Annotated in this window: 22 protein-coding genes; 4 read left to right on the top strand and 18 right to left on the bottom strand. The window is 70.4% G+C overall.

Going from position 1 to position 23,738, the window contains the following annotated elements; translation table 11 throughout:
- Window positions 1-16: 16 nt before the first annotated feature.
- The 8 genes from HNQ61_RS16540 to HNQ61_RS16575 all read right to left on the bottom strand — a co-directional run bounded on the left by HNQ61_RS16540 (window position 17) and on the right by HNQ61_RS16575 (window position 8,607).
- Entirely contained in the window at window positions 17-1,768 is a 1,752-nt protein-coding gene (locus tag HNQ61_RS16540; RefSeq protein WP_170032455.1) for a methyl-accepting chemotaxis protein, read from the bottom strand.
- Between the two features lie 363 nt (window positions 1,769-2,131).
- Window positions 2,132-2,728 (bottom strand): hypothetical protein, encoded by a 597-nt coding sequence (locus HNQ61_RS16545; protein WP_170032457.1) that lies wholly within the window; start codon window positions 2,726-2,728, stop codon window positions 2,132-2,134.
- 196 nt (window positions 2,729-2,924) lie between these two features.
- Window positions 2,925-3,317 carry a DoxX family protein gene (locus HNQ61_RS16550; RefSeq protein ID WP_170032459.1) on the bottom strand — a complete coding sequence of 131 codons (393 nt, stop codon included), beginning with the start codon at window positions 3,315-3,317 and terminating at the stop codon, window positions 2,925-2,927.
- A gap of 218 nt (window positions 3,318-3,535) precedes the next feature.
- On the bottom strand, window positions 3,536-5,197 hold the full coding sequence (locus tag HNQ61_RS16555; protein ID WP_170032461.1) for an EAL domain-containing protein: 1,662 nt from the start codon (window positions 5,195-5,197) through the stop codon (window positions 3,536-3,538).
- Window positions 5,194-5,592, bottom strand: a complete 399-nt coding sequence (locus tag HNQ61_RS16560; protein WP_170032463.1) for a response regulator — start codon at window positions 5,590-5,592, stop codon at window positions 5,194-5,196. The genes HNQ61_RS16555 and HNQ61_RS16560 overlap by 4 nt, the downstream gene beginning before the upstream one ends.
- 300 nt (window positions 5,593-5,892) lie before the next feature.
- Window positions 5,893-6,078 carry a hypothetical protein gene (locus HNQ61_RS16565; protein ID WP_170032465.1) on the bottom strand — a complete coding sequence of 62 codons (186 nt, stop codon included), beginning with the start codon at window positions 6,076-6,078 and terminating at the stop codon, window positions 5,893-5,895.
- Complete coding sequence (locus tag HNQ61_RS16570) at window positions 6,056-6,676, bottom strand: hypothetical protein (protein WP_170032467.1); 621 nt, start codon at window positions 6,674-6,676, stop codon at window positions 6,056-6,058. The genes HNQ61_RS16565 and HNQ61_RS16570 overlap by 23 nt, the downstream gene beginning before the upstream one ends.
- Window positions 6,677-6,798: 122 nt before the next feature.
- Window positions 6,799-8,607, bottom strand: coding sequence for an ABC transporter ATP-binding protein (locus HNQ61_RS16575; RefSeq protein WP_170032469.1), 1,809 nt, complete (start codon window positions 8,605-8,607; stop codon window positions 6,799-6,801).
- A 198-nt stretch (window positions 8,608-8,805) separates the two neighbouring features.
- On the opposite strand from HNQ61_RS16575, the gene HNQ61_RS16580 reads away from it, so the two are divergent.
- The 4 genes from HNQ61_RS16580 to HNQ61_RS16595 all read left to right on the top strand — a co-directional run bounded on the left by HNQ61_RS16580 (window position 8,806) and on the right by HNQ61_RS16595 (window position 14,089).
- On the top strand, window positions 8,806-9,966 hold the full coding sequence (locus HNQ61_RS16580) for an ABC transporter substrate-binding protein (RefSeq protein WP_170032471.1): 1,161 nt from the start codon (window positions 8,806-8,808) through the stop codon (window positions 9,964-9,966).
- The gene (locus HNQ61_RS16585; RefSeq protein ID WP_170032473.1) at window positions 9,963-11,687 is read left to right on the top strand and encodes a methyl-accepting chemotaxis protein; all 1,725 of its coding nucleotides are present in this window, start codon (window positions 9,963-9,965) and stop codon (window positions 11,685-11,687) included. Before HNQ61_RS16580 ends, HNQ61_RS16585 begins: the two co-directional genes overlap by 4 nt.
- A 472-nt stretch (window positions 11,688-12,159) precedes the next feature.
- Window positions 12,160-13,548, top strand: a complete 1,389-nt coding sequence (lpdA, locus tag HNQ61_RS16590; protein ID WP_170032475.1) for a dihydrolipoyl dehydrogenase — start codon at window positions 12,160-12,162, stop codon at window positions 13,546-13,548.
- A gap of 259 nt (window positions 13,549-13,807) precedes the next feature.
- Complete coding sequence (locus HNQ61_RS16595) at window positions 13,808-14,089, top strand: hypothetical protein (RefSeq protein WP_170032477.1); 282 nt, start codon at window positions 13,808-13,810, stop codon at window positions 14,087-14,089.
- Here HNQ61_RS16595 and HNQ61_RS16600 read toward each other — a convergent pair whose 3' ends face one another.
- The 10 genes from HNQ61_RS16600 to argC form a co-directional block, all read right to left on the bottom strand.
- Window positions 14,090-14,461: a hypothetical protein gene (locus HNQ61_RS16600; protein ID WP_170032479.1), complete on the bottom strand. Its 372-nt coding sequence runs from the start codon at window positions 14,459-14,461 to the stop codon at window positions 14,090-14,092.
- 3 nt (window positions 14,462-14,464) lie between these two features.
- The gene (locus HNQ61_RS16605; RefSeq protein ID WP_170032481.1) at window positions 14,465-14,785 is read right to left on the bottom strand and encodes a hypothetical protein; all 321 of its coding nucleotides are present in this window, start codon (window positions 14,783-14,785) and stop codon (window positions 14,465-14,467) included.
- 83 nt (window positions 14,786-14,868) lie between these two features.
- Window positions 14,869-15,870 carry a DUF6929 family protein gene (locus HNQ61_RS16610; protein WP_170032483.1) on the bottom strand — a complete coding sequence of 334 codons (1,002 nt, stop codon included), beginning with the start codon at window positions 15,868-15,870 and terminating at the stop codon, window positions 14,869-14,871.
- Window positions 15,867-16,784 carry a ChaN family lipoprotein gene (locus HNQ61_RS16615; protein ID WP_170032485.1) on the bottom strand — a complete coding sequence of 306 codons (918 nt, stop codon included), beginning with the start codon at window positions 16,782-16,784 and terminating at the stop codon, window positions 15,867-15,869. The genes HNQ61_RS16610 and HNQ61_RS16615 overlap by 4 nt, the downstream gene beginning before the upstream one ends.
- A 663-nt stretch (window positions 16,785-17,447) precedes the next feature.
- Window positions 17,448-18,872, bottom strand: a complete 1,425-nt coding sequence (gene argH, locus HNQ61_RS16620) for an argininosuccinate lyase (protein WP_205761214.1) — start codon at window positions 18,870-18,872, stop codon at window positions 17,448-17,450.
- Window positions 18,873-18,875: 3 nt separating this feature from the next.
- Window positions 18,876-20,120 (bottom strand): argininosuccinate synthase, encoded by a 1,245-nt coding sequence (locus HNQ61_RS16625; RefSeq protein WP_170032487.1) that lies wholly within the window; start codon window positions 20,118-20,120, stop codon window positions 18,876-18,878.
- 176 nt (window positions 20,121-20,296) lie between these two features.
- On the bottom strand, window positions 20,297-20,821 hold the full coding sequence (locus tag HNQ61_RS16630) for an N-acetyltransferase (RefSeq protein ID WP_205761216.1): 525 nt from the start codon (window positions 20,819-20,821) through the stop codon (window positions 20,297-20,299).
- The gene (locus HNQ61_RS16635; protein ID WP_170032489.1) at window positions 20,815-21,981 is read right to left on the bottom strand and encodes an aspartate aminotransferase family protein; all 1,167 of its coding nucleotides are present in this window, start codon (window positions 21,979-21,981) and stop codon (window positions 20,815-20,817) included. The genes HNQ61_RS16630 and HNQ61_RS16635 overlap by 7 nt, the downstream gene beginning before the upstream one ends.
- Window positions 21,968-22,729, bottom strand: a complete 762-nt coding sequence (gene argB, locus HNQ61_RS16640) for an acetylglutamate kinase (RefSeq protein ID WP_170032491.1) — start codon at window positions 22,727-22,729, stop codon at window positions 21,968-21,970. The genes HNQ61_RS16635 and argB overlap by 14 nt, the downstream gene beginning before the upstream one ends.
- On the bottom strand, window positions 22,726-23,724 hold the full coding sequence (gene argC, locus HNQ61_RS16645; RefSeq protein ID WP_170032493.1) for an N-acetyl-gamma-glutamyl-phosphate reductase: 999 nt from the start codon (window positions 23,722-23,724) through the stop codon (window positions 22,726-22,728). Before argC ends, argB begins: the two co-directional genes overlap by 4 nt.
- Window positions 23,725-23,738: the final 14 nt, after the last annotated feature.

The raw sequence follows: 23,738 nt of genomic DNA on the forward strand, positions 1-23,738 counted from the left end.
GAGTGAACGGTCATGGTCAGACCTCGAAGCGGACGACGAGGCCGCGCAGCTGCTGCGCGGCGCCCGCCACGGAATGCTGGCCCTCCACGGAGCCGCCGCTGGCGAACTGGTGCACGCGGTCCATGGCGGCGGTTACGTGCTCGCTCATGGCCGACATTTCCTCGGCGGAGGCGGATGTTTCCTCGGCGACGGCGGAAACGCTCTCCATCAGCCCCGAAACGCGGTCCAGCTCCGGGGCGATTGCGCGCGCCTCGCCGGCGATTTCCTGCACGGCCTGCTCGGTGTCGGCCAGGGCCAGGAGGATGGAGTGCAGCGCCTCGCCCGCGTGGCGCGAGGCGGCGCTCTGCTCCTCGATCTGCGCACCGCTGCGTTCAATGGCCTGCACGGCGCGCTGGATTCCTCCCTGGATGGCGGTCACGCGCCCGGAGGTCTGCTGGGCGGCCTGCGCCGAGCGCTGCGCCAGCTTGCGGATCTCGTCGGCCACCACGGCGAAGCCGCGGCCCTGGTCGCCGGCGCGGGCCGCCTCGATGGCCGCGTTGAGCGCCAGCAGGTTGGTCTGGTCGGCGATCTCCGAAATCACCTGGACAAACGTCCCCACGTCGCCGGAGTAGGGCACCAGCGCGCGCACGGTGACGTCGGTTTCTTCCGCGGTGGCCCGCAGTTCCTGCATTCCCCCGATGGAGGCCTGGATCTGCTCGCCGCCGCCGCGCGCGGTCTGGGCCGCCACCGCCACCGCGTGCGCGACGTCGGTGGCGTGCCGGGCCACGTCGGAGAGCCGTTCCGCGACGCTCGCGGTGGAGCCGGCGGCCTGCAGGACGGCCGTGCTCTGCTCTTCGGCGCCAGCGGTGATCTGCACGATCGCCGAGCGCAGCCCCTCCACGGATTCCGCCGCCTCCGACACCAGCTCGCCCAGCCGCCCGCTGCGCTCGGCCAGATCGTCGCTGGTTTCGCGGATGGGCTGAATGAGCCCGCGGAGCTCGGCGGTGGTGCGGTTGATCATCTGCGCCAGCCGGCCCACCTCGTCACGCCCGCGCACCTCGAGGACGGCGCCCCGCAGGTCGCCGGCGGCGATGCGTTCCGCGGCGTCGGTGGCGCGCAGCATGGGGTCCACCACGCGCCGCCGGGTGTGGCGCGAAAAGGCGTACGCCAGGCCCATGGACAGGAGCGCCATCCCCACGGCAAAAGCCAGCAGCAGCCGCTGGTCGTCGCGCGTTTCCTGGATGAGCCCGCCCACCCGGGCCATGTCTTCGCGGATGGTGCGCGCCAGCTGGTCGCCCATGGCGCGGGCCGTGGGCACGGACGAGGCGCGCGCCAGTGCCAGCGCGTCGTCCATCCGTCCCGCCTGTGCGAGCGTGCGGATCCGGGCGTGCACGCGGTCGTGCTCCCGCAGCCACTCGGCCAGCCGGCCCAGCGACTCGCGTTCCTCCGCCTCGTCCTCTTCGGCGAGACCGGCGGCGCGCTGCACCAGCGCGGCTCCGCGGCGCGAGGCGCCGTCGTGTTCGGCCAGGTAGACGGGGTCGCGCGTGGCCAGATAGAGCACCTGCGCCTGAACCATGCGGTCCATCTCCATGCGCAGGTCGCTGGTGGCCACCGCCTGCTCCCGCTCCTCTTCCACCTCGATTAGGTCCCCGCGAAGGTTCACGAGGCCGGCGGAGGACACGGCGGCAAGCACGAGCAGGAGCAGGCCCAGGATGGCGAACTGCCCCGTGAGCCGCTGGCCGATGGTGAGGCTGGCGGCGCGGGTCCGGAAATCGTCGAGGGGTGCCAAGAACGGGGAGGGCGGAGAGCGTTCCGGGCATCCCCATCGGGAAGGCCGGACAAACTCGATACATGGTGGCTGCGGTTCCGGAAGATAGCCGTTCGTGAGACTCTGGGAAGTAGCAGCGAACGCACTGAATCTGACGCCGGATCTACGGAAAAGTCATCAGATTCCTTTTGAAACGCTTTCTCGCGACACGGGCGATCCCGGCCCGGCGGAGCGGGAAACGGCGGCGTTGCAGTTTCACCATCCAGCCCACTTCTGCCCGTCCGGGCGACTTCTCCCGGGGCTCCCGTAAACGCAAGCCGGGCCGGCGTCATGCGACGCCGGCCCGGAAGGCAGACCCGTCATTCCGCGTTGCCGCGGCCGCGCTCAGTTCATGAAGCGCCCTTCATCCGTCAGTTGGCGAAGCAGCTCTCCGCGCTCGTTTTCCGCCTCCGCGATACGGCGGAACTCGGGGGTCGCGGGGTGCCGCGCCCCGCACGCGCCGCATCCCAGGAACCGCTCGTCCCACATCCACCGCTCCGCCCACGTGCCCGTGCAGTCCGCCAGCACGTGGCGCAGCAGCTTTTCGGGGGCGCGTTCGTCCGCGCGCTGCACCTCCAGCCGCGGCTCAAAGTGGCAGGCCAGGCAGGGCACGGTGTGCGGCAGGCTGATGCGCGCGCCCGCGCCGATGCGCAGGTGCCGGCCGCAGCGCGGGCACATTCCCACGAACCAGCGTACGCGGTAGCGCCCGGTCCAGAACTCGTGGGCCAGCCACGCGCCCAGGCAGATGCAGACGACCGGCCAGGGGTAGTGCGGCGGCAGCCAGAACGAGGGCGCGGCGAGCAGCCAGCACACCACCAGCGACACCACGGTCTTGACCGCGCGGCCGGGCATGGGCTGGTACACCAGCCCTACGCGCGCCGGGGCGGGCGGGTAGGCCGGCAGGCTCATCTGTACGGGGGGTGCTTCGGTGCGGCCGTTCATCGCGCTTTCCTTCCGCGGTTCCACCGGTGCCGCAGCAATTTAGGAACCCGCGGCCGGATGTTCTACCCCCCGCGCCCCTTCCCTGCCCGTGAGCGACGCTCCCGCGTACCCGCACCCCTGTCCCGACCGCGAAAAGGCTCCCGCGCAGCCGCACGGGAGCCTTTCTCATGCAGCGGCCGGGCTGGCCGGACGCCGCCTACCGGTCGCCGCGGCGCGTCAGGCGGTCACGGCGCGAGTACGCCACGATCAGCGCCAGCATCAGCAGCGCGACCGGCATGGCGGGGCTGCCCCCGACGACGAAAAGGTGCGTGCAGATGGCGCCCACCATCACGCAGGCCAGCAGAACCGCGCCGAACGCGGCGAGCGCCGGGATCAGCAGCAGCACGGCGCCGATGATCTCCAGGGCTCCGGTGGCGTAGCGGAACCACTGCCCCATGCCGATGACGCCGAACATGGCGACCATCTCCGGATTTCCGCTCAGCTTGGCGAAGCCCGCGCCCAGAAAGAGGAACGCGAGCACCAGCTGAACTACCCACAACGCCACGTTCGCCGCGCGGGACCGCGCCACGATCGGTGCTCCAGCCGCCATCACCCCGCTCCTCGCTCGGTGGATCATGCACGGCGGCTCGCCCGGTGCGGCGCACCGCCGTTCTTCCACATAGGAGTACCTACCGTCCGGTATGTCAATGGTGGATGATCCGCGGCTCTCGACTTCGGCGGATCGAGGATGGTCATCGCCCCGTGAACGACGACGCCCTCCCCCGCGGCGCGGAGGAGGGCGTCTGGACCATCGCTGCCCGCGAACGGTCAGGGCTCGGCTTGAACCGGCACGCGGTTGGTGTTGGCGTCGTGAAACAGGAAGCCCTGGGTGTAGTGCACGCCCAGGCGGCGCACCGTCTCCCACTCCTCCTCACGCTCCACCCCCTCGGCAATCACCTTGATGCCGTGATCGTTGGCGAACTGCACCATCGTTTCCACCAGGTTCTGCTTCATGAAGTTCGCGTCGATCCCGCTGATGAGCGAAATGTCGAGCTTGATGAAGTCCGGCTCCAGGTTGGCGATGCTGCCCAGCCCCGCGTATCCGCTTCCCGCGTCGTCCACGGCAAAGCGGAACCCCGCCTTGCGGAACTCCTCCAGGTATCCCTGAAAGGTGGGATAGTCGGTGATGGCCGTGCGCTCCGTGATTTCCAGCACGATGCGCTCCGGGTGCTCCACCCCCAGCTCGTCCAGGTCCAGGTAGCGGAACGTGGGGTCGCGAAAGTCGTGCGGGTCGATGTTGATGAACAGCAGCTGCCCCGGCTTCAGGTGCGTGTCCATCCCCTCGATGGCCCGCCTGCGGCACAGGCGCGAAAGCTCCCAGATGAGGTTGGCTTCCTCCGCCACGCCGAACAGCACCTCCGGCGAGCGCAGGGCGCGGTGGCTGCCCCGGGCCAGCGCCTCGTACCCGAACACCTCGCGCGTTTCCGTGACCACGATGGGGTGGTAGACGATGTAGACGGCACCCTCGCGCAGCGTGGTCTTGAGGTCCGCCACCTTGCGCGACCGCTCGCGGTTTTCCACGCTGCGGGCCGCGTGGGCCGCCTCGCGGATGCCGCGGTAGATGATGCGCTCGGTGCGGATCTTGGGATTGCGAAAGATGGTGCTGCTGCCCACGTAGATCTCGAACAGCCCCGCGATGTCTTCGCCGTGCTCCGACTCCAGCCGCGTGCGGACGTGGTTTTCCAGCGCGTGCGTCATCTCGTTCACCCGCCGCTCCGCGTCGTCCATGCCGTCGGGGAGGTCGGTAAAGAAGATGAAGTCGTCGTCGGCCGTGTGCGACACCATCATCACGCTGTCGCCGGCTTCGTAGTCTTCGTAGAAGGCGCGGACGGAGGCGGCGGTGGTCTGCAGCACTTCGTCGAGCTTTTCCCACCCGTAGATTTCCTCGAGCTTGCTGTAGCGGACGAATTCGATGTACAGAATCGTCAGCCGGCCGCGGCGCTCCAGCATTTCGCGCCCGCGCTCGATCATCACCGGCAGGGTGGGAAAGCCGGTGAAGCGGTCGTACAGCAGTTCCTCGTAGCGCAGGTGCTCGGCGGAGTGGCTGGCCTGCCCCGGGCGCACGCGGCGGCGGGCACGCTCCATGGCCGCCAGCACGCGCGCGCCGACCTCCACCTCGTCCACGGGAAGGATCATCCACTCTTCGGCGCCCTCGGCCACGGCGCGGCGGGCTTCCTCTTCCGAGCCGCAGGCCACCACCAGCGCGATGCCGCGGGTCTGCGCCTCGTCGTAGGCGCGCTCCAGCAGCCCGCGGCGGTAGCGCACCACCGCGACGTCCGGATGCGTGCGCAGCGCGTCGAAAAAGATGTCGTCGCGCGCGGCCGAGCCCTCCACCGGGGTGAGCAGGTTGAGCTCCGCGCCCAGGCGGCGCGCGGCCGTCTCCAGCGCGTCGCGCAGCGCCTGGTCTTCAGCGTATCCCAGAACTCTCACGCCTGGCTGCCCCTGGCCGCCAGGTTGCGCTCGACCTTTCCGAGCAGGTCCTTGAAGTCCACGGGCTTCACCACGTAGTCGTCGGCGCCGGAGCGCAGCCCTTCGAATTTGTCTTCAAAACCGCCCTTTGCCGTAACCATGACCACCTTGGTGCCGCCGTGCGTGGGGTGCTGCTTGATGATGCGGCAGACTTCCCAGCCGTCCATGCCGGGCATCATCACGTCCAGCAGCACCAGCGCCGGGCGCACCTCGTCCAGCCGCGCCAGCGCGGCCTTTCCGTCGCGGGCCTCGGCCACCACGTATCCGCGCGATTCCAGAAAGGCGCGCAGAATTTCGACGTTATCCAGGTTGTCGTCCACCACCAGGATCGTCTGCTTGCTCGGTTCGCCAGCCACGGCCCGTTATCCCCTTGCGTGTGTCCCCGCCACCCATGCCGAATCCGTCGCGGGCGCAAGAAGCAGGCCCACCCCTCGCAAGGTCTTGTTGGACACACATTTACAGCCACATGCGTTTACGGGGCATGTGGCTGGATGCGTGGCGGATACGTGCCTTGGGGGAACTGCCGTTTCACACGGAGGCCACGGAGGATGCACGGAGGGCACGGAGGAACAGGCGGGGAAACGGTCGCTCCTGCCCGGAACAATAAAGCCCCGGCCGGAGGGCCAGGGCTCGTTGGGTCAGGAGAAAAGGCCGGCTCAGCGGTTGAACACGGGAACTCCGTGCCTCAGCATCAGTTCGTGGAACTCGCGACGGATCTCCGCCTTCTTTTCTTCCAACCGACGCATATCCTGGATGAACCGGTCTCCAGAGTCGCCCATCTGCGTGGACCGGATGCTCTCCAGAATCCCGCTGATGCGCTCAGACGTGGTTTGTTCCGCCATTCCGGACCTCCTCCAATCTCTCGATGCGTTTCCGGAGTGCATCAATGTCTTTTGCAAGCCCCGCACCGAGGCTGCTCGTGTCGCTCATTAGAGTATCGTGCTTGCTTCGCAACTCGTCAACCGCGGTCGTGATACGCCCGATTTGCGCGTCCCGCTGCCCGTCCAGCGCGTCGTTCACCTCCTGGCGCGCTCGCCAGACGAGCCCATCCTTTCCGATGGAGAAGTCCAGCGGGGGAGGAACCCGCCAGTCCGGCTTGGGCTTCCCGTCCTTCTGGCCGAAGAGAAAATATGCGGATCTGCGGACGATCGTTCCGATCAGAACCGAGATGACGAGCAGCAGCAGGATCTCGAACGCAACCAGCGTGATCCGCCCCGTCCAGGAGTCCGGATGCGTGATGGACTCCGCGATCCCCTGCTCCTTCCTGGCCGGCTCCGGGATGGGTGTCGGATCATGCACGATAATCTGAACGGGCAGAAGCGGCGTCCGGTCCTCGGGCGAGCCGACCCGTGCTCGCTCGCTCCCCGATGCGCTCTGGATGACGGGCGCACCAGAAGGATCTGCGCCCTGCTCTTTTTCCCCGGTACGCTGAAGCAGCATGTGTTTTCACCTCACGGTTCGACAACCGAAGACCGGCCCGCACCCAATCCACGATATATTGGCATATATTACCCGCCACCGCCGCGCAACTCGGCCCACTCTCGTGAGCCGGATGCGGTGCGTCAGTCCGCGGCGGCGTCGCCGGCGGCGGACTGGCGGATGAACTGGAGTTCGTACAGGCGCGCGTACAGCCCGCCGCGGCGCAGCAGTTCGGCGTGGGTGCCGCGCTCGCGCACTTCGCCCTGGTGCAGCACCAGGATCTGGTCCGCGCTGACGACCGTCGACAGGCGGTGCGCGATCACCAGCGAGGTGCGGCCGCGCATCAGCTCGTCCAGCGCTTCCTGGATCTGCGCCTCCAGTTCCGAATCCACTGAACTGGTCGCCTCGTCCAGCACCAGCACCTGCGGATCGAACGCCAGCGCCCGCGCGAACGACACGAGCTGGCGCTCGCCCACGCTCAGCGACAGGCCGCGCTCGCCCAGCGGCTGGTCGTATCCACCCGGCAGGCGCTGGACGACGCGGTCCGCGCCCACCCGCGCCGCCGCCGCGCGCACCTGCTCGTCCGAGATCTCCGCCGCGCCCAGCCGGATGTTGCTGCTGACGTCCTGGCTGAACAGAAAGACGTCCTGCAGCACCAGGCTCACCCGCGCCCGCAGTTCCGCCATGGGCACGCGCCGCACGGGAACGCCGTCGAACAGCACCTCGCCGCGCGTGGTGTCGTAGAAGCGCATCAGCAGCGAGATGATGGTGCTCTTTCCCGCCCCGGTCGCGCCCACGATGGCCACGCGCTCCCCCGGCCGCGCCACGAAGCTCACGCCGCGCAGCACCCACTCGCCGTCGTCGTCGTAGCGGAACCACACGTCGCGGAACTCGATCTCCCCCCGCCCGGGCACCGGCAGGCGCAGCGGATCGGCGTCGTCCGCCACCTCGGGGGTGGTGTCCAGCAGCTCGAAGATGCGCTCCGACGCCGCCATCGCCCCCTGCAGGATGTTGTACTTTTCCGACAGGTCCTGGATGGGGCGAAAGAAGCGGCGTGTGTACTGAAGAAAGGCCGCCACCACGCCCAGCGTCATCGTCCCCTGGATGGTTTCGCCGCCGCCGTACCACAGGATCAGGGCGAGCGCCACCGCCGTCAGCACTTCGATCGTGGGAAAGAAGAGCGCGTAGTAGGTGATGGAGCGCAGGTGCGCCTGCAGGTGGTCGTCGTTGATCTGCTTGAAGCGGCGCAGCGTGGGCTCCTGCCGCCCGAACAGCTGCACCACCCGCATTCCCGACACCTGCTCCTGCATGAAGGCGTTGATGCGCGCCAGCCGCACGCGGATGTCGCGGTACGCCGTGCGGATCAGCCCGCGGAACACGAAGGTGGCGACGGCCACCAGCGGCAGGACGGTGAAGGTGACCAGCGCCAGCCGCCAGTTCAGCTGCAGCATCATCCCCAGGATGAAGATGAGCGTGAACACGTCGCCGAACACGGTGACCAGCCCCGACGAGAACGCCTCGTTCAGCTGCTCCACGTCGTTGGTGACGCGCGTCATCAGACGCCCCACCGGGTTGCGGTCGAAGTAGCGCAGGCTCAGGCGCTGCAGGTGCGTGAACACCTCGGCCCGCATGTCGAACATCACCCGCTGCCCCAGCCAGGTGGTGAGCAGCGTGTCGGCGTACTCCGCCAGAAAGCCCAGGACGAGCGAGCCGGCGTAGGCGGCCACCAGCCACCCCAGCAGCCGGGCGTCGCCGTCGGGAATGGCGCGGTCCAGCGCCACCTTGGTCAGGTAGGGCCCGGCCAGCTCCAGCCCGGCGCCCACGAACAGCAGGACCAGCGCGAGCGCCACCTGTGGCCGGTAGGGGCGCAGGTAGCCCACCAGGCGGCGCAGCAGCCGCCGGTCGTAGGCGCGGGCGTCGGGCTCCAGCTCCTGCGCGGACGGTTCGCTCATGCGCGCGGGCGCGCGGGGGCGCGGGAAAGGCGGACGGATGAAATGGGCTGATCCATGGCGCGGAACGTAGCGCCGGGGCGGCGGGGCGGCAACGCGCGGGATGGCATCGTTGACAACGTCTGGACGCGCACTGTAGCTTGGCCCATCCCCCCAGACACACGCCACGGGGCCCCGCTCCACGACGTCTCCGCCACTCCCATGACCCATCCGGACCCCGGCTCGCGACAGAGCCGCGCGCCCCGCGCTGCGCTCGGGGTGCTTCTTTGCGGCGCCTGCCTGCTGGCCGGGTGCACGCGGAGCGGCGGCGGCCTGGTGCTGGGGCTGGCGATTCCCCTGACGGACGGCGCGGGCAAGCCCGATCCCTACGGCGTACGCTCGCGCATGGGCGCCGAACTGGCCGTGGCCGAGATCAACGCGGCGGGCGGGATCGCGCACGATTCGCTGCGGCTGCGGGTGGTGGACGACCACGGCGATCCCTCCACGGCGCCCGAGGTGGCCGACCGGCTGGTGAACGACCCCGCGGTGCTCGCCGTGGTGGGGCACGTGTACTCCGGCACCACCCTCAAGGCCGCGGAACGCTACGACGGCCACCTGGCCGCCCTGGCCACCAGCGCCACCAGCCCCGAGATCTCGCGCCTGGGCGGGTGGATCTACCGCATGGCCAGCAGCGACTCGGCCAACGCCGTGGCCCTGGCCAGGGCCGCGCGGCAGATGGGCCGGCGCATCGGCGTGCTGTACAGCAACGACGACTACGGGCAGGGGCTGGCGCGCAACTTCATTTCCGCGCTGCGGCAGGAGCGCGTGGAGGTGCTGGAGGCCGACCCCTTTCTGGACGCCACCCCCGACTTTCGCCCCTACCTGCGCCGCATGCAGTCGCGCGGCGTGGACCTGGTGTTCGTGGCCGGGCTGCAGGAACCCGCGGCCCGCGCCATCACGCAGGCGCGGGAGATCGGGATCACGACGCGCTTTCTGGGCGGCGACGGCATCGAGGGGCTGGCGGAGATGGGAAGCCGATTCGACGGCACCACGGTGGGCGTCCTCTTTCATCCACAGATGTCTGATTCGGCCCGGGCGTTCACGGCGCGGTTCCGCGCGCGCTTCGGGCAGAACCCCGACTCGCAGGCGGCGCTGGCGTACGACGCGGTGCGGCTGATGGCGCGCGCGCTGCGCGGCGGAGCGCGTACGCCGGGGGCGGTGCGGGCGTACCTGGAAACGGTGGGACGCGGCGGAGGGTCCGACGCCTTCGAGGGCGCGGCCGGCACGGTGAAATTCGACAGCAACGGAGATCCGGTGGACAAGCGGTTCACGCTGGGGGTGATTGGCGGCGGCGGCATTCAGCTGCCGGAGGCCGCCCGATGAGCATCGTGCCGGCGGACGGGCGGCGCAGGAGGAGGCTGAGCGCCTGGCTGCGGGGCGGCGGCGTGGCGATCGTCATTCTGGTGCTGGCGGGGGCGGGCGCCACGCTGGTTGCGCTGCAGCTTCTGCAGCGCGACATGGAAAAGCGGATGACGCAGCTGCGGGCCAGCAGCGAGGTGGGCACCGCGCTGGAGTCGCTGATCCTGAACCAGATCGCCTCGGGCGAGCAGTACCTGCTGGCGCCCAGCCCGGAGTTTGCCCGGTCCTTTGCCGACTACGGCCGGCAGGCGCACGAGCAGCGCCGCAAGTACAAGGACCTGGCCAACATCACCACCGCCGAGCAGCAGCAGATCACCGCGGTGGAGCAGTCGCACCAGAGCATCGAGGTGGAGTACGCCCTGGCGCACGCGCAGCTGGACGTGGGCGACCGCGAGGGCGCGCTGCGCCGCGTGGCCGCCGTGCGTCCCCGCACGCAGGAGCTGGAGGAGAACATCCGCTCCATCAGCGCCGCGCAGACGCAGAAGGTGACGGACGCGGCCGCCAGCCTGCGCACCGACGTGCGCAAGTGGCAGGCGTTTCTGGCCCTGATGGCGCTGGCGGCCGGGGCACTGACGGCATGGCTGATCTGGTGGGCGCTGCGGATGATTCAAAAGCCGCTGGAAACGCTGGGCGGCGCCGCGCGGCAGCTGGGCGAGGGCGACCTGCGCCTGAACATGACGGGGCACACCGACGACATGCCCGAGGAGTTCGCCGCGCTGGCCGACACCTTTGAGCACATGTCCGGGCAGCTGCGCAACATCGTGGGCGAGACCGCGGGAACGGCGCAGCGCATCAGCAACTTCGCCTCGGATCTCAGCAGCATCAGCGAAGAGGTGGCGGCGTCCAGCGGCGAGGTGGCCACCGCCATGGTCGGCATCGCCAGCGGCGCCGAGACGCAGTCGCAGGGGCTGCAGGCCACGCGCGACGCGCTGGAGGAGATGGGCCGCCGCTCCGACGAGATCGTGAACGCGTCGCAGACGGTGACGTCGCTTTCCGAGCAGATCTACCTGGTGGCCGCGCAGAGCCGCAGCGAGGTTTCCACCGCGCTGCAGCGGCTGCTGGAGATCCGCGAGGTGGTGACGGAGTCGGCGTCGCAGGTCACGGAGCTGGAGCAGGCGTCGGCGCAGATCGACCGCTTCGTGGAAACCATCACCGGAATCGCGCGGCAGACCAACCTGCTGGCGCTGAACGCGGCCATCGAGGCGGCGCGCGCGGGCGAGCACGGCCGCGGCTTCGCGGTGGTGGCCGAAGAGGTGCGCAAGCTGGCCGAAGGTTCGGCGCGGGCGGCCAGCGAGGTCGCGCAGAACGTGCAGACCATCCGCGGGCGCATCGAGGAAGTGGTGAGCACCATGAGCCGCAGCACCACCAAGGTGGCGGACGTGGAAGAGGTGTCGCGCGGCGCCGACTCGGCGCTGGAGCAGATCCTTGCCGCGGTGGACGGCGTGCGGCTGGGCGCCGACCAGGTGGAGCAGGCTGCCCTGCGCAACTCCGCGGCGATGGGCGGGGTGGAGGCGGCGCTCACGGACGTGTCGGGCACCAGCGAGTCGCACGCGGCCAGCGCCGAAGAAGTGTCCGCCGCGGCCGAGGAGCAGTCCGCGGCCACGCAGGAGATGTCGGCGTCCAGCGCCGAACTGCTGCACGCGGCCGAGCGCATGCGCGAACTGGTGAGCGGCTTCCGGGTCTGATCCGCCGTCACTTCTGCTGTTCAGGAAGCCCGCTCCTCGCGCCCGAGGGGCGGGCTTCTGCGTATCCCACGCCTCCCAACTGCCGTTTCACACGGAGGTCACGGAGGATGCACGGAGGGCACGGAGGAAAAAAACAGTCTCACGCAGAGCAGCAGAGCAGCAGAGCAGCAGAGAAAGGATAAAGAACAACTATCGTCTTCCATCTTCATTTCCTTGATCTGTTCTCTGCTGCTCTGCTGCTCTGCGTGATGCCTTCCCTTGCTGTTCCTCCGTGACCTCCGTGTCCCCTCCGTGCCCTCCGTGAGAAACGGCAGTTGACGGACTCCGCACGCGCCGCGGTGACCGGGGTAGAAAGAGGCCGGGTGATCCTTGCCCGAGACGCGCCCCGGCCCCATGATGGCGGCGGATTCAGACGGGCGCGGACGGCCATCGCACTCACGCACCCAGCACTCACGCACTCCCTTGCTGCATCATGGCTGAAGATACATTCGACCTGATCGTTCTGGGCGGCGGGCCCGGCGGCTACGTGGCCGCCATCCGCGCCGCACAGCTGGGCCTCAAGACCGCCTGCGTGGAAAAGGAAGGCGCGCTCGGCGGCACCTGCGTGCGCGTGGGATGCATTCCCAGCAAGGCGCTGCTCGACAGCACCGAACTGTTCGACCAGATCCGCCACAAGACGGAACTGCACGGCATCACCGTCGGCGCGCCGGAGATGGACGTGGCGCGCATGCACGCCCGCAAGGACGCCGTCGTCAAGAGCAACACCGACGGCGTCGCCTTTCTGTTCAAGAAGAACAAGATCGAGTGGGTGCGCGGATTCGGCCGCCTGGCCTCGCCGGAAACGGTGGAGGTGCAGGGCGAGGGCGGCACGCGGACGCTCCGGGCAAAGAACATCATCCTGGCCAGCGGATCCGTGCCCGTGGAGCTTCCGTTCCTCAAGTTCGATGGCGAACGCATCATCGACAGCACCGGCGCCCTCACTCTTCCCGAAGTCCCCAAGCACCTCGTCGTCGTCGGCGGTGGCGTGATCGGGATGGAACTGGGGAGCGTGTGGCTGCGGCTGGGCGCAAAGGTGACCGTGCTGGAGATGGCGCCCACCATCCTCCCCGGAATGGACGCCGAGATCGTGCGCCAGGCGGACCGCGTGTTCCGCAAGCAGGGCTTCGAGGTGCGCACCGGCACCCGCGTGACCGGCGCCGAGCGGCGCGGCGACAAGGTGTTCGTCAGCGTCGAGGGACAGGAGCCCATCGAGGCGGATTACGTGCTGGTGGCGGTCGGGCGGCGGGCGTACACCGAGGGGATGGGATACGAGGAGGCCGGCATCCGTCTGAACCGCGGCGTCATTCAGGTGGATGAGCACTACCACACCGGCGTGGGCGGCATCTACGCCATCGGCGATGCCATCGGCGGGCGCATGCTGGCGCACAAGGCGGAGGAAGAGGGCGTCGCCGCGGTGGAGTTCGCCGCCGGAAATCACGGCCACGTCAACTACGACGCGGTCGCCAACGTCGTCTACACCTGGCCGGAGATCGCCTCGGTGGGGATGACGGAGGAAGAGGCCAAGGCGGCCGGCGCCGAGTACCGCGTGGGCAAGTTCCCCTTCCAAGCCAACGGCCGTGCCCGCGCGATGGCGGAAACCGACGGCATGGTGAAGATCCTGGCGGACGCCAAGACGGACCGCATGATCGGCCTGCACATCCTGGGGCCGCGCGCCAGCGACCTGATTGCCGAGGCCGCGCTGGCGATGGAGTTCCAGGCCAGCGCCACCGACATCGCCATGTCCGTGCACGCGCACCCCACGCTCCCCGAGGCGGTCAAGGAAGCCGCGCTGGCCGCCGGCGGCCGGGCCATCCACATCTGAGGGAATAGGGAATAGGGAATAGGGAAGGTGGTCCGTTGGCGGATTGCGGAATGCACGCCGCCTCGCGCTTTGGGGCACTGGGCACCTGACCACCGGGCACTGCAAAAGAGGCCCGCGCCACGGTTTCTGGCGCGGGCCTTCTTCATCCTTGGACCAACCTTGGGCGCAAACAGGTGGCGCGGGGATTGCTGCTTGGATGCTGGAAACTGCGACCGCATTCAGGTGCAGGCGATACACAGATGGACAGGGACGGGCAGAGATGGGGCTTCGCACCTTTCGCGATGCCGGCGACCGCGAGTGGCGGGTGTGGGATGTTCAGCCGGATACCACGAACGATGTGCGCCTGCGCACCCTGGGACACCTGCCGGCGGAAATGGCCGGGGGTTGGCTGTGCTTTGAAACGGAGGGCGAAAAGCGCCGCCTGACGCCCGTGCCCGAGGGATGGGACGTGGACGATCCGGAGGCGCTGATCCGGCTGTGCCTGCTGGCCACCCTCGTCGTCCGCGCGGCGCGGCCCATCAGCACCGACGCGTCCGGCTGATCAGGAGCCGACGTCCAGCAGGCCCTCCCCACGCTGCAGCGTGCAGGAAACGGGGGTGGCGCGCTGGCAGAGTTCGTACAGTTCCGACTCCGGAACCTCTTCCCACCGGGCGGGAATGGGCACCAGGCGCCGCCGTTCGGTGGTGCACTCAAAGGTGAGCCAGCCGGCCAGCAGCCCGGGAAAGAGGGCGGCCGCGCTGCGCCCGCGGCGGTCGCCGCTGGCCCGGCGCTCCGGCCCCTTGTACAGAAAGATGGGATCGTCGCTGCGGCGGTCCCTGCCCCGCCGGCGCTCCTCGTCACGGCGCAGCCCGGGGATGACGCTCCACACCTGCCACAGCTCCCCGGCCGGATCGCGAAACGCGCGGAGTCCCACCGTTCAGCGCCGCGAGCTGTCCGGCGACGCGCGCCGGCACAGGTTCAGCAACTCGTCTTCCGAGACCTGGTCCCACCCGGCGGGCGTGGGCGCCAGACGCCGCTTTTCCCCCGCGCGCTCAAAGCACACCCACCCCTGTTCCGACATCGCCCCCGCGCGCGACCGACGACGGTCCACCGCGGCGCGGCGCTCCGGCGCGTAGCCCGGCGTCTCGCGCACGCGCCGCTCCTGGTAGTTGCGCGCGGGCGAAAACACGCGCCAGGGCGGCACGTCCCACGCCGTCCAGACCGTCCCGTCCGCATCGGTGAATTCCCGGTAGGCCATTCCGTATACTCCTCCTGGGTGTGGAACCGGCCACGGGAAGGCAAAGGCCGTGCCCGGAACGACTTACCCGCGGCGGGATCCCGTCATCCGTTTCCCGGAACCGGCCAGTTTCCGCGCAACTCCACCGTGCACAGGTCGGAGGGACGGCGCGGATCGTCGCGGTCCACCACCACCAGCGCGGTCCCTGGCTCCCGCCCGGGCGCCACCCCTTCCACCTTGCCGTCGAACGGCCGCCCCGCCGCGTCGCGCAGCAGCGCCCAGCGTGCGCCACCCGCCGCCAGCACGCCCAGCGCGGCGCCCGCGACTGGCCCGTCGTCGTACGTGTTGGGCGATGCCTCCGCCGCGGCGGTAAAGACGATCCGGCCGCCGAACGCGGCCACGTCCGTAAAGGTGAGGCGCGATCCATCCACCTCCCCCAGATCGTACGCGGTCACGGCTCCCGGCACGGGCGGCGCGGTTCCGCCGCGGAGGTGGTCCAGCAGCGCGGGCCAGTGGATGCGGCACGTGGCGTCCGCCGGCTGGCGTCCATCCACCACCGCACCGTTGCCGCGGTTCACCAGGATCAGCTCGCCCCCGTCCCAGGCGGCGCCCTCCACGTTCAGCTCGCTTCCGGCGAAGTCGCGCGCGGCGTGCAGGGCGGCGTAAAAGGCGGGGGCGTGATGCACCTCCACCCGCGGGCGGGCGGGAATGCCGCGGACGAACACGATGCGCTCGCGCGCCGGCGTGCTCCCCGAGCCGAAGGCGGCCAGAAGCTCGGCGCCGTCCGCATCCGGAAGGACGACGCACGATTCCAGGTCCGGCTTGCGCGCCTTGTTGCCGCGGTCGTCGCCGAACTGGCGCACGCCGTCCTCCGCCGGGAGCGGCAGGGAGTTCACCTCGCCTGTCCGCGGGTCGATCAGCGCGAGGAACGCCGCGTCGTCCTGCACCACGGCCAGCACGCCGCCGATCCACGCCAGCCCGGAACCGGCCCGCACGTGCGCCGGGCGGTCCAGCGCCGGGTCCGCGCCCGCGGCGTAGCGCAGCGGAACGATGCGGGTGATGACGGCCGCCAGCGCCGGGTCTTCCCTCCCCCGCAGCACGCTCATGGCTGGCGGGCCGCGGGGGCGGCGGCGCGGGTGTACACCACGTAATCCGCCAGCGCCGCGGCATCCGCGTGGTCCGCGCGGGCGGGATCGGCGACGGGGACCATCAGCACCGTGGCGATGCGCGCGGAGGGGAGGCGGCGGGCGGTGCGCTCCACCGTGCCCAGGCGGCGCTCGCTGTGGAATCCGCCGTTGACGTGCACCACCATCCACCCGGGCCACGACTGCCGCGCGCGTTCGATGGACTCCGCCATCGTTTCGTCCTTGAGGCACTGCGCGGCGTAGAAGCGCACCAGCGGGCTTTCTCCGCCCTCCACCGCGGCGCCGTGGCCGCCCATGCCGCCCATCGCCTCGCCGAAGCGGCGGAAGTACTCGCCCTCCGGCGCGCACCGGCGGTCCGCGGCAAACAGGCGCCACTGCGCGGGATCCATCGCCATCGCCGCCTGCATTCCGCTTCGCGACACAGACGCGGCAATGGGGCGCGGCACGTTGCCCGCCGCCACGGGCCAGCGGTTGGCGCGCGCGATCTCCACGAGCGGGCGATAGTCCGTGGCGTAGTTGGGCCAGGGGCGCGACTGGGCCAGGAAGTCCGCCTCGGAAATACGTCCCGCGGCGTACTCGTCCACCTGCGTCTGCACGTCGCGCTCGAACATCTCCAGCGCCAGGATCACCTCCCGCCGCCGCTGGCCGATGAGGCGCAGCAGGCCGGCCTGCACTTGGTGCGTCACGGGGTCGTCGTGCTGCTCGCCCAGGAAGACGACGTCGAAGCGCGCGAGCGAATCGGCCATGCGGTCCAGCGAAACCGTCTGCCCGGTGCGCGTGTCGAGGGCGACGAACGCGCTGTCCGCCTGCGCGTTCGCGGGGATTGCATGCGCGAGGCAGAGGATCGCCAGCAGGGCCGTGAGGGGAACGCGCATCGGGTCTCCGGGCGTGAGGGGCGGATGAGCACGGCAAGATGCGGGTCAGCGCGGCGCCGCGCGAGGTGGGGAGGGCATCAGGGCGGCCCCCACCCGGGCCGGCACCACCGGCCCACCCTCCCCCAAAAAAGACTGGGCGAGGGTTGGGGCGGGCGGATGGTTCGGTGGGAATCGGAAAGTGCCGGGCGTGAGCGGAGTCTGTTGAGCGAATGAATCCGCCGCTCCAACAGCGGGAACCCCCGACACGGCGCTATTCGCGCGCCGTTCGGGGCTTCAACTGCATCGCGGGGATGAACAAGGTCCGCCGCCACAGTCCGCGCAGGCGGACTTCGTGTTTTCCGAGGCGCGGTTTCGACCGCCGGGCGAGGCATGCGGATGACCACCGTCGTCTGCCGCCGCGCTGAGGTCTCCCCCTCTCCCGCTTGCGGGAGAGGGGGCCGGGGGGAGAGGGCTGCCTGCGGCCGCGCCAAACCAGCCGGAGAGCGCCGATCCGCAGCTCTCCCCGCTCCGTGCGGCTCTTTGCACGGGGTGGGACCGGGGGAATGGGCTCTGAATCAAGGCGCGAACGATCGCCTGGATGCGAACGATCGTGGGAGACACACGCAAAAAGAGCGAGGCCCGGTTTGACCGGGCCTCGCTCTCGTAATGTCCAAACCTATCCGCTCAGCCGATGGCGCGGAGTTCGGCGATCTGGTGCGCCACCGACGACGGCGAGGTGCCGCCGATGGAATCGCGCGCTTCGATGGACGCCTTGGCGTTGAACAGCGCCTCCAGGTCCGCGCCCACGAACTCGGTGGACACGTGGTTGAACACCTCGCCGGGCACCGCGCTCAGCGGGCAGCCGAGGCCCTCCGCCGCGCGCACCAGCCGCCCCACCGCCCCGTGCGCCTCGCGGAACGGAACCCCGCGCCGCACCAGAAAGTCCGCCAGGTCCGTCGCCAGCATGGCCGAATCCACCGCGGCGGCGCAGCGGGCGGTGTCGATCGTCATCGTCGCCACCGTTCCCGCCACGGCCGGCAGCACCACGCCCAGAGCATCCATCGCCCCGAAGAGCGCGGCCTTGTCTTCCTGCAGGTCCTTGTTGTAGCCGGACGGCAGCCCCTTGAGCAGCGCCATCATCCCCGTCAGGTCGCCGATCAGCCGCCCCGCCTTGCCGCGGGCCAGCTCCAGCGCGTCGGGATTGCGCTTCTGCGGCATCAGCGACGAGCCCGTGCTGTACTCGTCCGAAAGCCGCACGAAGCCGAACTCCGAGGTGGCGAACAGGATCAGGTCCTCCGCCAGCCGCGACAGGTGCACCGCCGCCATTGCGCCCACGAAGAGCAGCTCCGCCACCCAGTCGCGGTCCGCCACCGCATCCACCGAATTGGGCGACAGTCCGCGGAAGCCCAGCGACTCCTTGAGCAGCACGCGGTCGACGGGAAACGGGCAGCCGGCGATGGCGCCCGAGCCCAGCGGCATGACGGCGATGCGGTGCGACGCGTCCGCCAGCCGCTCGCGGTCGCGCGCCAGCGGCCACGCGTGCGACAGCAGCCAGTGCGCCGCCGAAACCGGCTGCGCGCGCTGCATGTGCGTGTACGCCGGCATCACCGTATCCACGTGCGACTCGGCCAGGTCCACCAGCGCCTGCTGCACGCCGCGCAGCCCGGCGTCCAGCGCGGCCGCGGCTTCCATGCCGTACAGGCGGAAGTCCGTGGCCACCTGGTCGTTGCGCGAGCGCCCCGTGTGAAGCTTGCCCGCGACGGGGCCGGCTTCCTCGCCCAGCAGGCGCTCCACGAGGGTGTGCACGTCCTCGTCCGTGGCGGCGGCCCAGTCGGCCTCCGTCCACTTTTCCAGCCGGGCGGCCACCGCGTCCAGCCCGGAACGCAGGTCCGCCGCCTCGGTGAGGGTAATGACCCCCGCCGCGCCCAGGGCCGAGGCCCAGGCGCGGCTTCCCCGCACGTCGTGCCGCCACAGGCGGCGGTCCACCGGAAGAGACCGGTTGACCAGGTCCATCTCCGGCGCGGGGCCGGAGCTGAAGCGCCCGCCCCACATGCGGGCGCCGGGAACGGTGGGCGGCGTCTGGGCCGCCGTCACGGGAGGCTGGGCCATGGTTCAGTCCGCGGCGGCAAGGGTGGGCGCAACGGCGGCTTCCTGCTCCTTGAGCGCGGCCACCCGGGCGGACAGGCCGAACAGGCGGATGAAGCCCGCCGCGTCTGCCTGCTGGTACACGTCGTCCTCGCCGAACGTCACGAAGCGTTCGTCGTACAGCGAGTTGGCCGACTCGCGCCCCGCGACGGTGACGCTGCCGCGGTACAGCTTGAGGCGCACGGAGCCCGAGACGCGCTTCTGCGTGGCGTCCACCAGGGCGTCCATCGCAATGCGCTCCGTGGTCCACCAGCGGCCCTCGTACACCAGGTCGGCGTAGCGCGGCGCCACCATGTCCTTGAGGCTCAGCGTGCGCCGGTCGAGCACGAGCTGCTCCAGCTCCGAGTGCGCGGCGTACAGGATGGTGCCGCCGGGCGTTTCGTAGATGCCGCGCGACTTCATCCCCACCAGGCGGTCTTCCACCAGGTCGATGCGGCCGATGCCGTGCTCGCCGCCGATCTCGTTCAGCACGCCGATCAGCTCCACCGGGCCCAGCGCCTCGCCGTTGACGGCCACGGGGTAGCCCTCGTGGAACTCGATGGTGACGTACGCGGGCCGGTCCGGCGCGCTCTCGGGCGAGCGGGTGAGCAGGAACAGGTCGCTCTCGGGCTCGTGGGCCGGATCCTCCAGCGGGCCGCCCTCGTGGCTCACGTGCCACAGGTTGCGGTCGCGCGAGTAGATCTTTTCGCGCGTGGCGGCGACGGGAACCTTGTGCTCCGCCGCGTAGGCCAGGGCGTCCTCGCGCGAGCGGATGTCCCATTCGCGCCACGGGGCAATCACCGGCAGGTCCGGCGCGAGGGCGGCGTAGGTGAGCTCGAAGCGCACCTGGTCGTTGCCCTTGCCGGTGCAGCCGTGGGCCAGGTGCGTCGCGCCCACCTTGCGGGCGATCTCCACCTGCGCCCTGGCGATGATGGGGCGCGCCATGCTGGTGCCCAGCAGGTACTTGCGGCCGTACGTGGCGCCGGCGCGCAGCGTGGGCCACACGAAGCCGGTCACGAACTCCTCGCGCAGGTCCTGCACGTAGCACTCGGCGGCGCCGCTGGCGATGGCCTTGGCTTCCAGCCCGTCCAGCTCTTCTGCCTGGCCGACGTCGGCGGCCACGCAGATCACGTCACCGCCGTAGTTCTCCTTGAGCCACGGCACGATGATGGAGGTGTCGAGCCCGCCGGAGTAGGCCAGGACGATGCGGGGGCGGGGGGTGGGGTTCGGCATATGTCGATCTCCTGAGAGAAAAAAAGTGCGTTAGTGCTGGGTGCGTGAGTGCGTCAGTGCGTCGGCGACGGTGCGCTGCGTGGTCCGGCGCGGTACTTCAGTGCCGAGTGCTCAGTGCCAGGTGCCAGGTGCGCGATCCGAAGTTTCCCTCGCACTCACGCACCCCGCACCCCGCACTACCGCACTTCCTTTACGACCGCGATCTCGTCGCACGCGGTCAGCTTCGGGCAGTTCCGGCAGTCGGACCACACCTTGGCCGGGAACATCTCCTTGGGCACGGTGCGGAAGCCCAGGCGATGGAAGAAGCCGTCGCGCAGCGTCAGCGCGAACACGGTCGTCAGTCCCAGCCCTTCCGCGTCCTCCACCAGCCGGTCCACGATCATTCCGCCCACGCCCAGCCCCTGCGCCGCCGGGCTCACCGCCAGGGAGATGATCTCCGCCAGCTCGGGGCTGAAGCAGCGCAGCCCGCCGCACCCCAGCAGGCGGCCCTGCTCGTCCACCGCCACCACGAACTCGCGAAACAGGCGAACCAGCTGCTCCCGCGTCTTGGGGAGCATCAGGTTCTGCGCGGCGAAGTAGTTGATCAGCGGCTCCACCTGCAGCATGTCGCTGATGGTGGCGGCGCGGATCGTCACCGTCTCCCCCGGCGTCACGGGCGCCAGGTCCAGCATCGCGGTCCCACCGCCGATCTGCGTCAGCATTCCAGCACCTCCTCCAGGATGGCCACGCCACGGCGCAGCTCGTCGTCGCTCACGATCAGCGGCGGCAGCAGGCGAACCACGTCCGCCCCCGCGGTGCACGCCAGCAGCCCGGCTTCCAGTGCGCGGTTCACCACCGCGCCCGCATTGTCCGTCTCGATGCCCCACATCATCCCCGCGCCGCGCACGTCGCGGATGCACTCGTGGCGCAGGGCCAGCGCGCCCAGCAGGTCGCCCAGCAGCGATGCCTTGCGCCGCACATCCGCCAGAAAGACGTCCGCGCCCAGCTTGCGCACCGTCGCCAGCGCGGCCGACGCCACCAGCGGCCCGCCGCCGAACGTCGTCCCGTGGTCCCCCGGCTGCAGCGACGCCGCGACGGCTTCCGTCATCAGCACCGCGCCCATGGGGAGCCCGCCGGCCAGCGGCTTGGCAAGCGTCATGATGTCCGGCCGCACGCCGGCCTGCTCGTGCGCCCACAGCGTTCCCGTGCGGCCCAGCCCGGTCTGCACCTCGTCAAAAACCAGCAGCGCGCCGTGCTCGTCGCACAGCGTCCGCAGCGCGGCCAGGAAGGCGGGCGGAACAACGCGCACGCCGCCCTCGGCCTGGATCGGCTCGATGATGACGGCCGCCACGCGCCGGGTGCGGAGGATGGCCTCCACGCCCTCCACGTCGCCCACGTTCGCGAAGCGCACACCCGGCATCAGCGGGCGGAACGGCTCCTGGTACGCCGGGCGGTCGGTGACGGCGAGCGCGCCCATCGTCCGCCCGTGGAAACCGCCGTGAAAGGCGAGCACCTCGTACTGCCGCCCCTGCGCCCAGCGCCGCGCGAACTTGAGCGCCCCCTCGTTGGCCTCCGCGCCGCTGTTGCAGAAGAACACGCGGTCGGCAAAGGAGTGGGCCGCCAGCCACGAGGCGAGCTCGCCCGCCGGGCCGGTGCGGTACAGGTTGCTGGTGTGGATGAGCCCCGCGTCCAGTGCGCCGCGGATGGCGTCAGCCACGTCCGTGTCGCCGTAGCCCAGCGCGTTGACGGCGATTCCGCCCACGAAGTCCAGGTAGCGCCGCCCGTCCTCGGCGATCAGCGAGCAGCCTTCGCCGCCCGTAAAGACGGGCTCGGCGGGCTTGTACACGCCCAGCAGGGCGGATGCGGTCTCAGTCGCCGGCATGGGCCGTCTCCCGTGCGTGGTGAATCCGCGTTCCCGCGGCGCCGTCCGTAATCATTTCCAGGTCGCCGATGCGCACCGCGCCCACCGACTCGGCCGCCCGCAGCGCCGCGCGCAGCTTGGGCCGCATTCCGCCCGCCGCCTCGCCGCTGGAGAGGAGCGCGTCCGCCTCGTCCGCATCCAGCGCGCTCACCGCGGTTCCCCCGCTGCGCACGCCGGACACGTCGCTCACGAAGAGCAGTTCATCCGCCGCCAGCGCCGCCGCGATCCCCGCCGCGGCGTCGTCCGCGTTCACGTTCAGGCCGCCGCCGTCGGGGGCGCGCGAGACGGGGGAGATGACGGGCGTCAATCCCATCTTCAGCCACCCGTGAACCAGCTCCGTGCGCACCTGCGTCAGTTCGCCCGTGCGGCCCAGCGCTCCGCCGTGGGAGACGCGGCCATTCAGCAGCCCGGCGTCCTCGCCGCTCACGCCCATGGCGTCCACGCCGGCGTTCAGCAGCGCGGCGGCCCAGCGTTTGTTCACCGATCCGCTCAGCACCATGCGCACGACATCCATCACCCGCGGCGTGGTCACCCGCAGTCCGTCGCGCCACTCCGGCTCCAGCCCCAGCACGCGCTGCAGGTCCGACACTTCCTTGCCGCCGCCATGGACAAGAACCGTCTCGATCCCCGATGCCGCCACCGCCCGCGCGACTTCGCTCATCCACCCGGCGTCCTCGGCCAGGTTGCCACCCACCTTGATCACCCTCACAGCAGCGCCTCCGTCTCGGGCCAGCCGAACATCAGGTTCAGGTTCTGTACGGCCTGCCCCGCCGCGCCCTTGCGCAGATTGTCGATGGCGGCGACCACGATCAGCATCGGCGAGGAGACGTCGCGGACGGCGGTGACGCCGATGGCCACGCGATTGGTCTGGACCACGTCGGCCAGCGAGGGGAGCCGTCCGCCGGAAAACACCTGGACGAAGGGCTCGCCTGCATAATCATCCAGCCAGAGCGACGCGGGGTCGCCGGCCAGCGGCACGTGCAGCGGTACGTAGATCGTCTCCAGGATCCCGCGGCGCACCGGCAGCAGGTGCGGGGTAAAGACGAGGTCCGGCGCGGCGCCTTCCGACAGCGCGGCGGCCTGCGACCGCATCTCGGCCAGGTGCCGGTGGATGTTCCCCGCCGCGTAGGCGCTGAACCCTTCCGCGACCTCGGCAAAGAGCAGCTCCCGCTTGGGCGACCGCCCCGCCCCGCTCACCCCCGACGCCGCGTTGATGATCACCGGGCCGGCCGTCAGCCCGCGGCGGAAAAGGGGAGCCAGGGCCAGCGTCGCCGCCGTGGGATAGCACCCCGGGTTGGCGATGAGCCGCGCCCCGGCGATGCGCTCGCGGTGCAGCTCGGGAAGGCCGTACACCGCCTCCCGCGCCCACTGGGGCGTGGCCTCGCCCGGCACCCGCAGGTCGGCGGAAAGGTCGATGGCCCGCACCCCGGCCGCGTGCGCCCGCTCCATCCACTTGGCGCTTTCGCCGTGCGGCAGGCAGCTGATGACGCAGTCGCAGGCCGCGAGGTCCGCGTCCGCCGCGCGCACCAGCGCCGGGCCCGTGGCGCCGTGCACGAGTTCGCTGAGCGGGGTGCCCGCTTCAGACTCGGAAGTCGCCCAGGCGATGGTGGCCCGCGGGTGCGCCGCCAGAATGCGCAGCAGTTCGCGCCCGGCGTATCCGCCCGCTCCGAGGATTCCGATCCGTCCGACAGAATAGTTATTCATCACGACGGAATACT

The sequence above is a fragment of the Longimicrobium terrae genome (assembly GCF_014202995.1).
In the GTDB taxonomy this organism is placed as follows: Bacteria; Gemmatimonadota; Gemmatimonadetes; order Longimicrobiales; family Longimicrobiaceae; genus Longimicrobium; species Longimicrobium terrae.

Excerpts from the sequence above, each read along its gene's own strand:
- argC (WP_170032493.1), bottom strand. The coding sequence starts at position 23,724 with ATGAATAACTATTCTGTCGGACGGATCGGAATCCTCGGAGCGGGCGGA.
- HNQ61_RS16565 (WP_170032465.1), bottom strand. The coding sequence starts at position 6,078 with ATGGCGGAACAAACCACGTCTGAGCGCATCAGCGGGATTCTGGAGAGC.
- HNQ61_RS16610 (WP_170032483.1), bottom strand. The coding sequence starts at position 15,870 with ATGAGCGTGCTGCGGGGGAGGGAAGACCCGGCGCTGGCGGCCGTCATC.
- HNQ61_RS16570 (WP_170032467.1), bottom strand. The coding sequence starts at position 6,676 with ATGCTGCTTCAGCGTACCGGGGAAAAAGAGCAGGGCGCAGATCCTTCT.
- HNQ61_RS16580 (WP_170032471.1), top strand. The coding sequence starts at position 8,806 with ATGACCCATCCGGACCCCGGCTCGCGACAGAGCCGCGCGCCCCGCGCT.
- HNQ61_RS16635 (WP_170032489.1), bottom strand. The coding sequence starts at position 21,981 with ATGCCGGCGACTGAGACCGCATCCGCCCTGCTGGGCGTGTACAAGCCC.
- lpdA (WP_170032475.1), top strand. The coding sequence starts at position 12,160 with ATGGCTGAAGATACATTCGACCTGATCGTTCTGGGCGGCGGGCCCGGC.
- HNQ61_RS16545 (WP_170032457.1), bottom strand. The coding sequence starts at position 2,728 with ATGAACGGCCGCACCGAAGCACCCCCCGTACAGATGAGCCTGCCGGCC.
- HNQ61_RS16585 (WP_170032473.1), top strand. The coding sequence starts at position 9,963 with ATGAGCATCGTGCCGGCGGACGGGCGGCGCAGGAGGAGGCTGAGCGCC.
- HNQ61_RS16630 (WP_205761216.1), bottom strand. The coding sequence starts at position 20,821 with ATGCTGACGCAGATCGGCGGTGGGACCGCGATGCTGGACCTGGCGCCC.
- HNQ61_RS16605 (WP_170032481.1), bottom strand. The coding sequence starts at position 14,785 with ATGGCCTACCGGGAATTCACCGATGCGGACGGGACGGTCTGGACGGCG.
- HNQ61_RS16625 (WP_170032487.1), bottom strand. The coding sequence starts at position 20,120 with ATGCCGAACCCCACCCCCCGCCCCCGCATCGTCCTGGCCTACTCCGGC.
- HNQ61_RS16575 (WP_170032469.1), bottom strand. The coding sequence starts at position 8,607 with ATGAGCGAACCGTCCGCGCAGGAGCTGGAGCCCGACGCCCGCGCCTAC.
- argH (WP_205761214.1), bottom strand. The coding sequence starts at position 18,872 with ATGGCCCAGCCTCCCGTGACGGCGGCCCAGACGCCGCCCACCGTTCCC.
- HNQ61_RS16550 (WP_170032459.1), bottom strand. The coding sequence starts at position 3,317 with ATGGCGGCTGGAGCACCGATCGTGGCGCGGTCCCGCGCGGCGAACGTG.
- HNQ61_RS16595 (WP_170032477.1), top strand. The coding sequence starts at position 13,808 with ATGGGGCTTCGCACCTTTCGCGATGCCGGCGACCGCGAGTGGCGGGTG.
- HNQ61_RS16615 (WP_170032485.1), bottom strand. The coding sequence starts at position 16,784 with ATGCGCGTTCCCCTCACGGCCCTGCTGGCGATCCTCTGCCTCGCGCAT.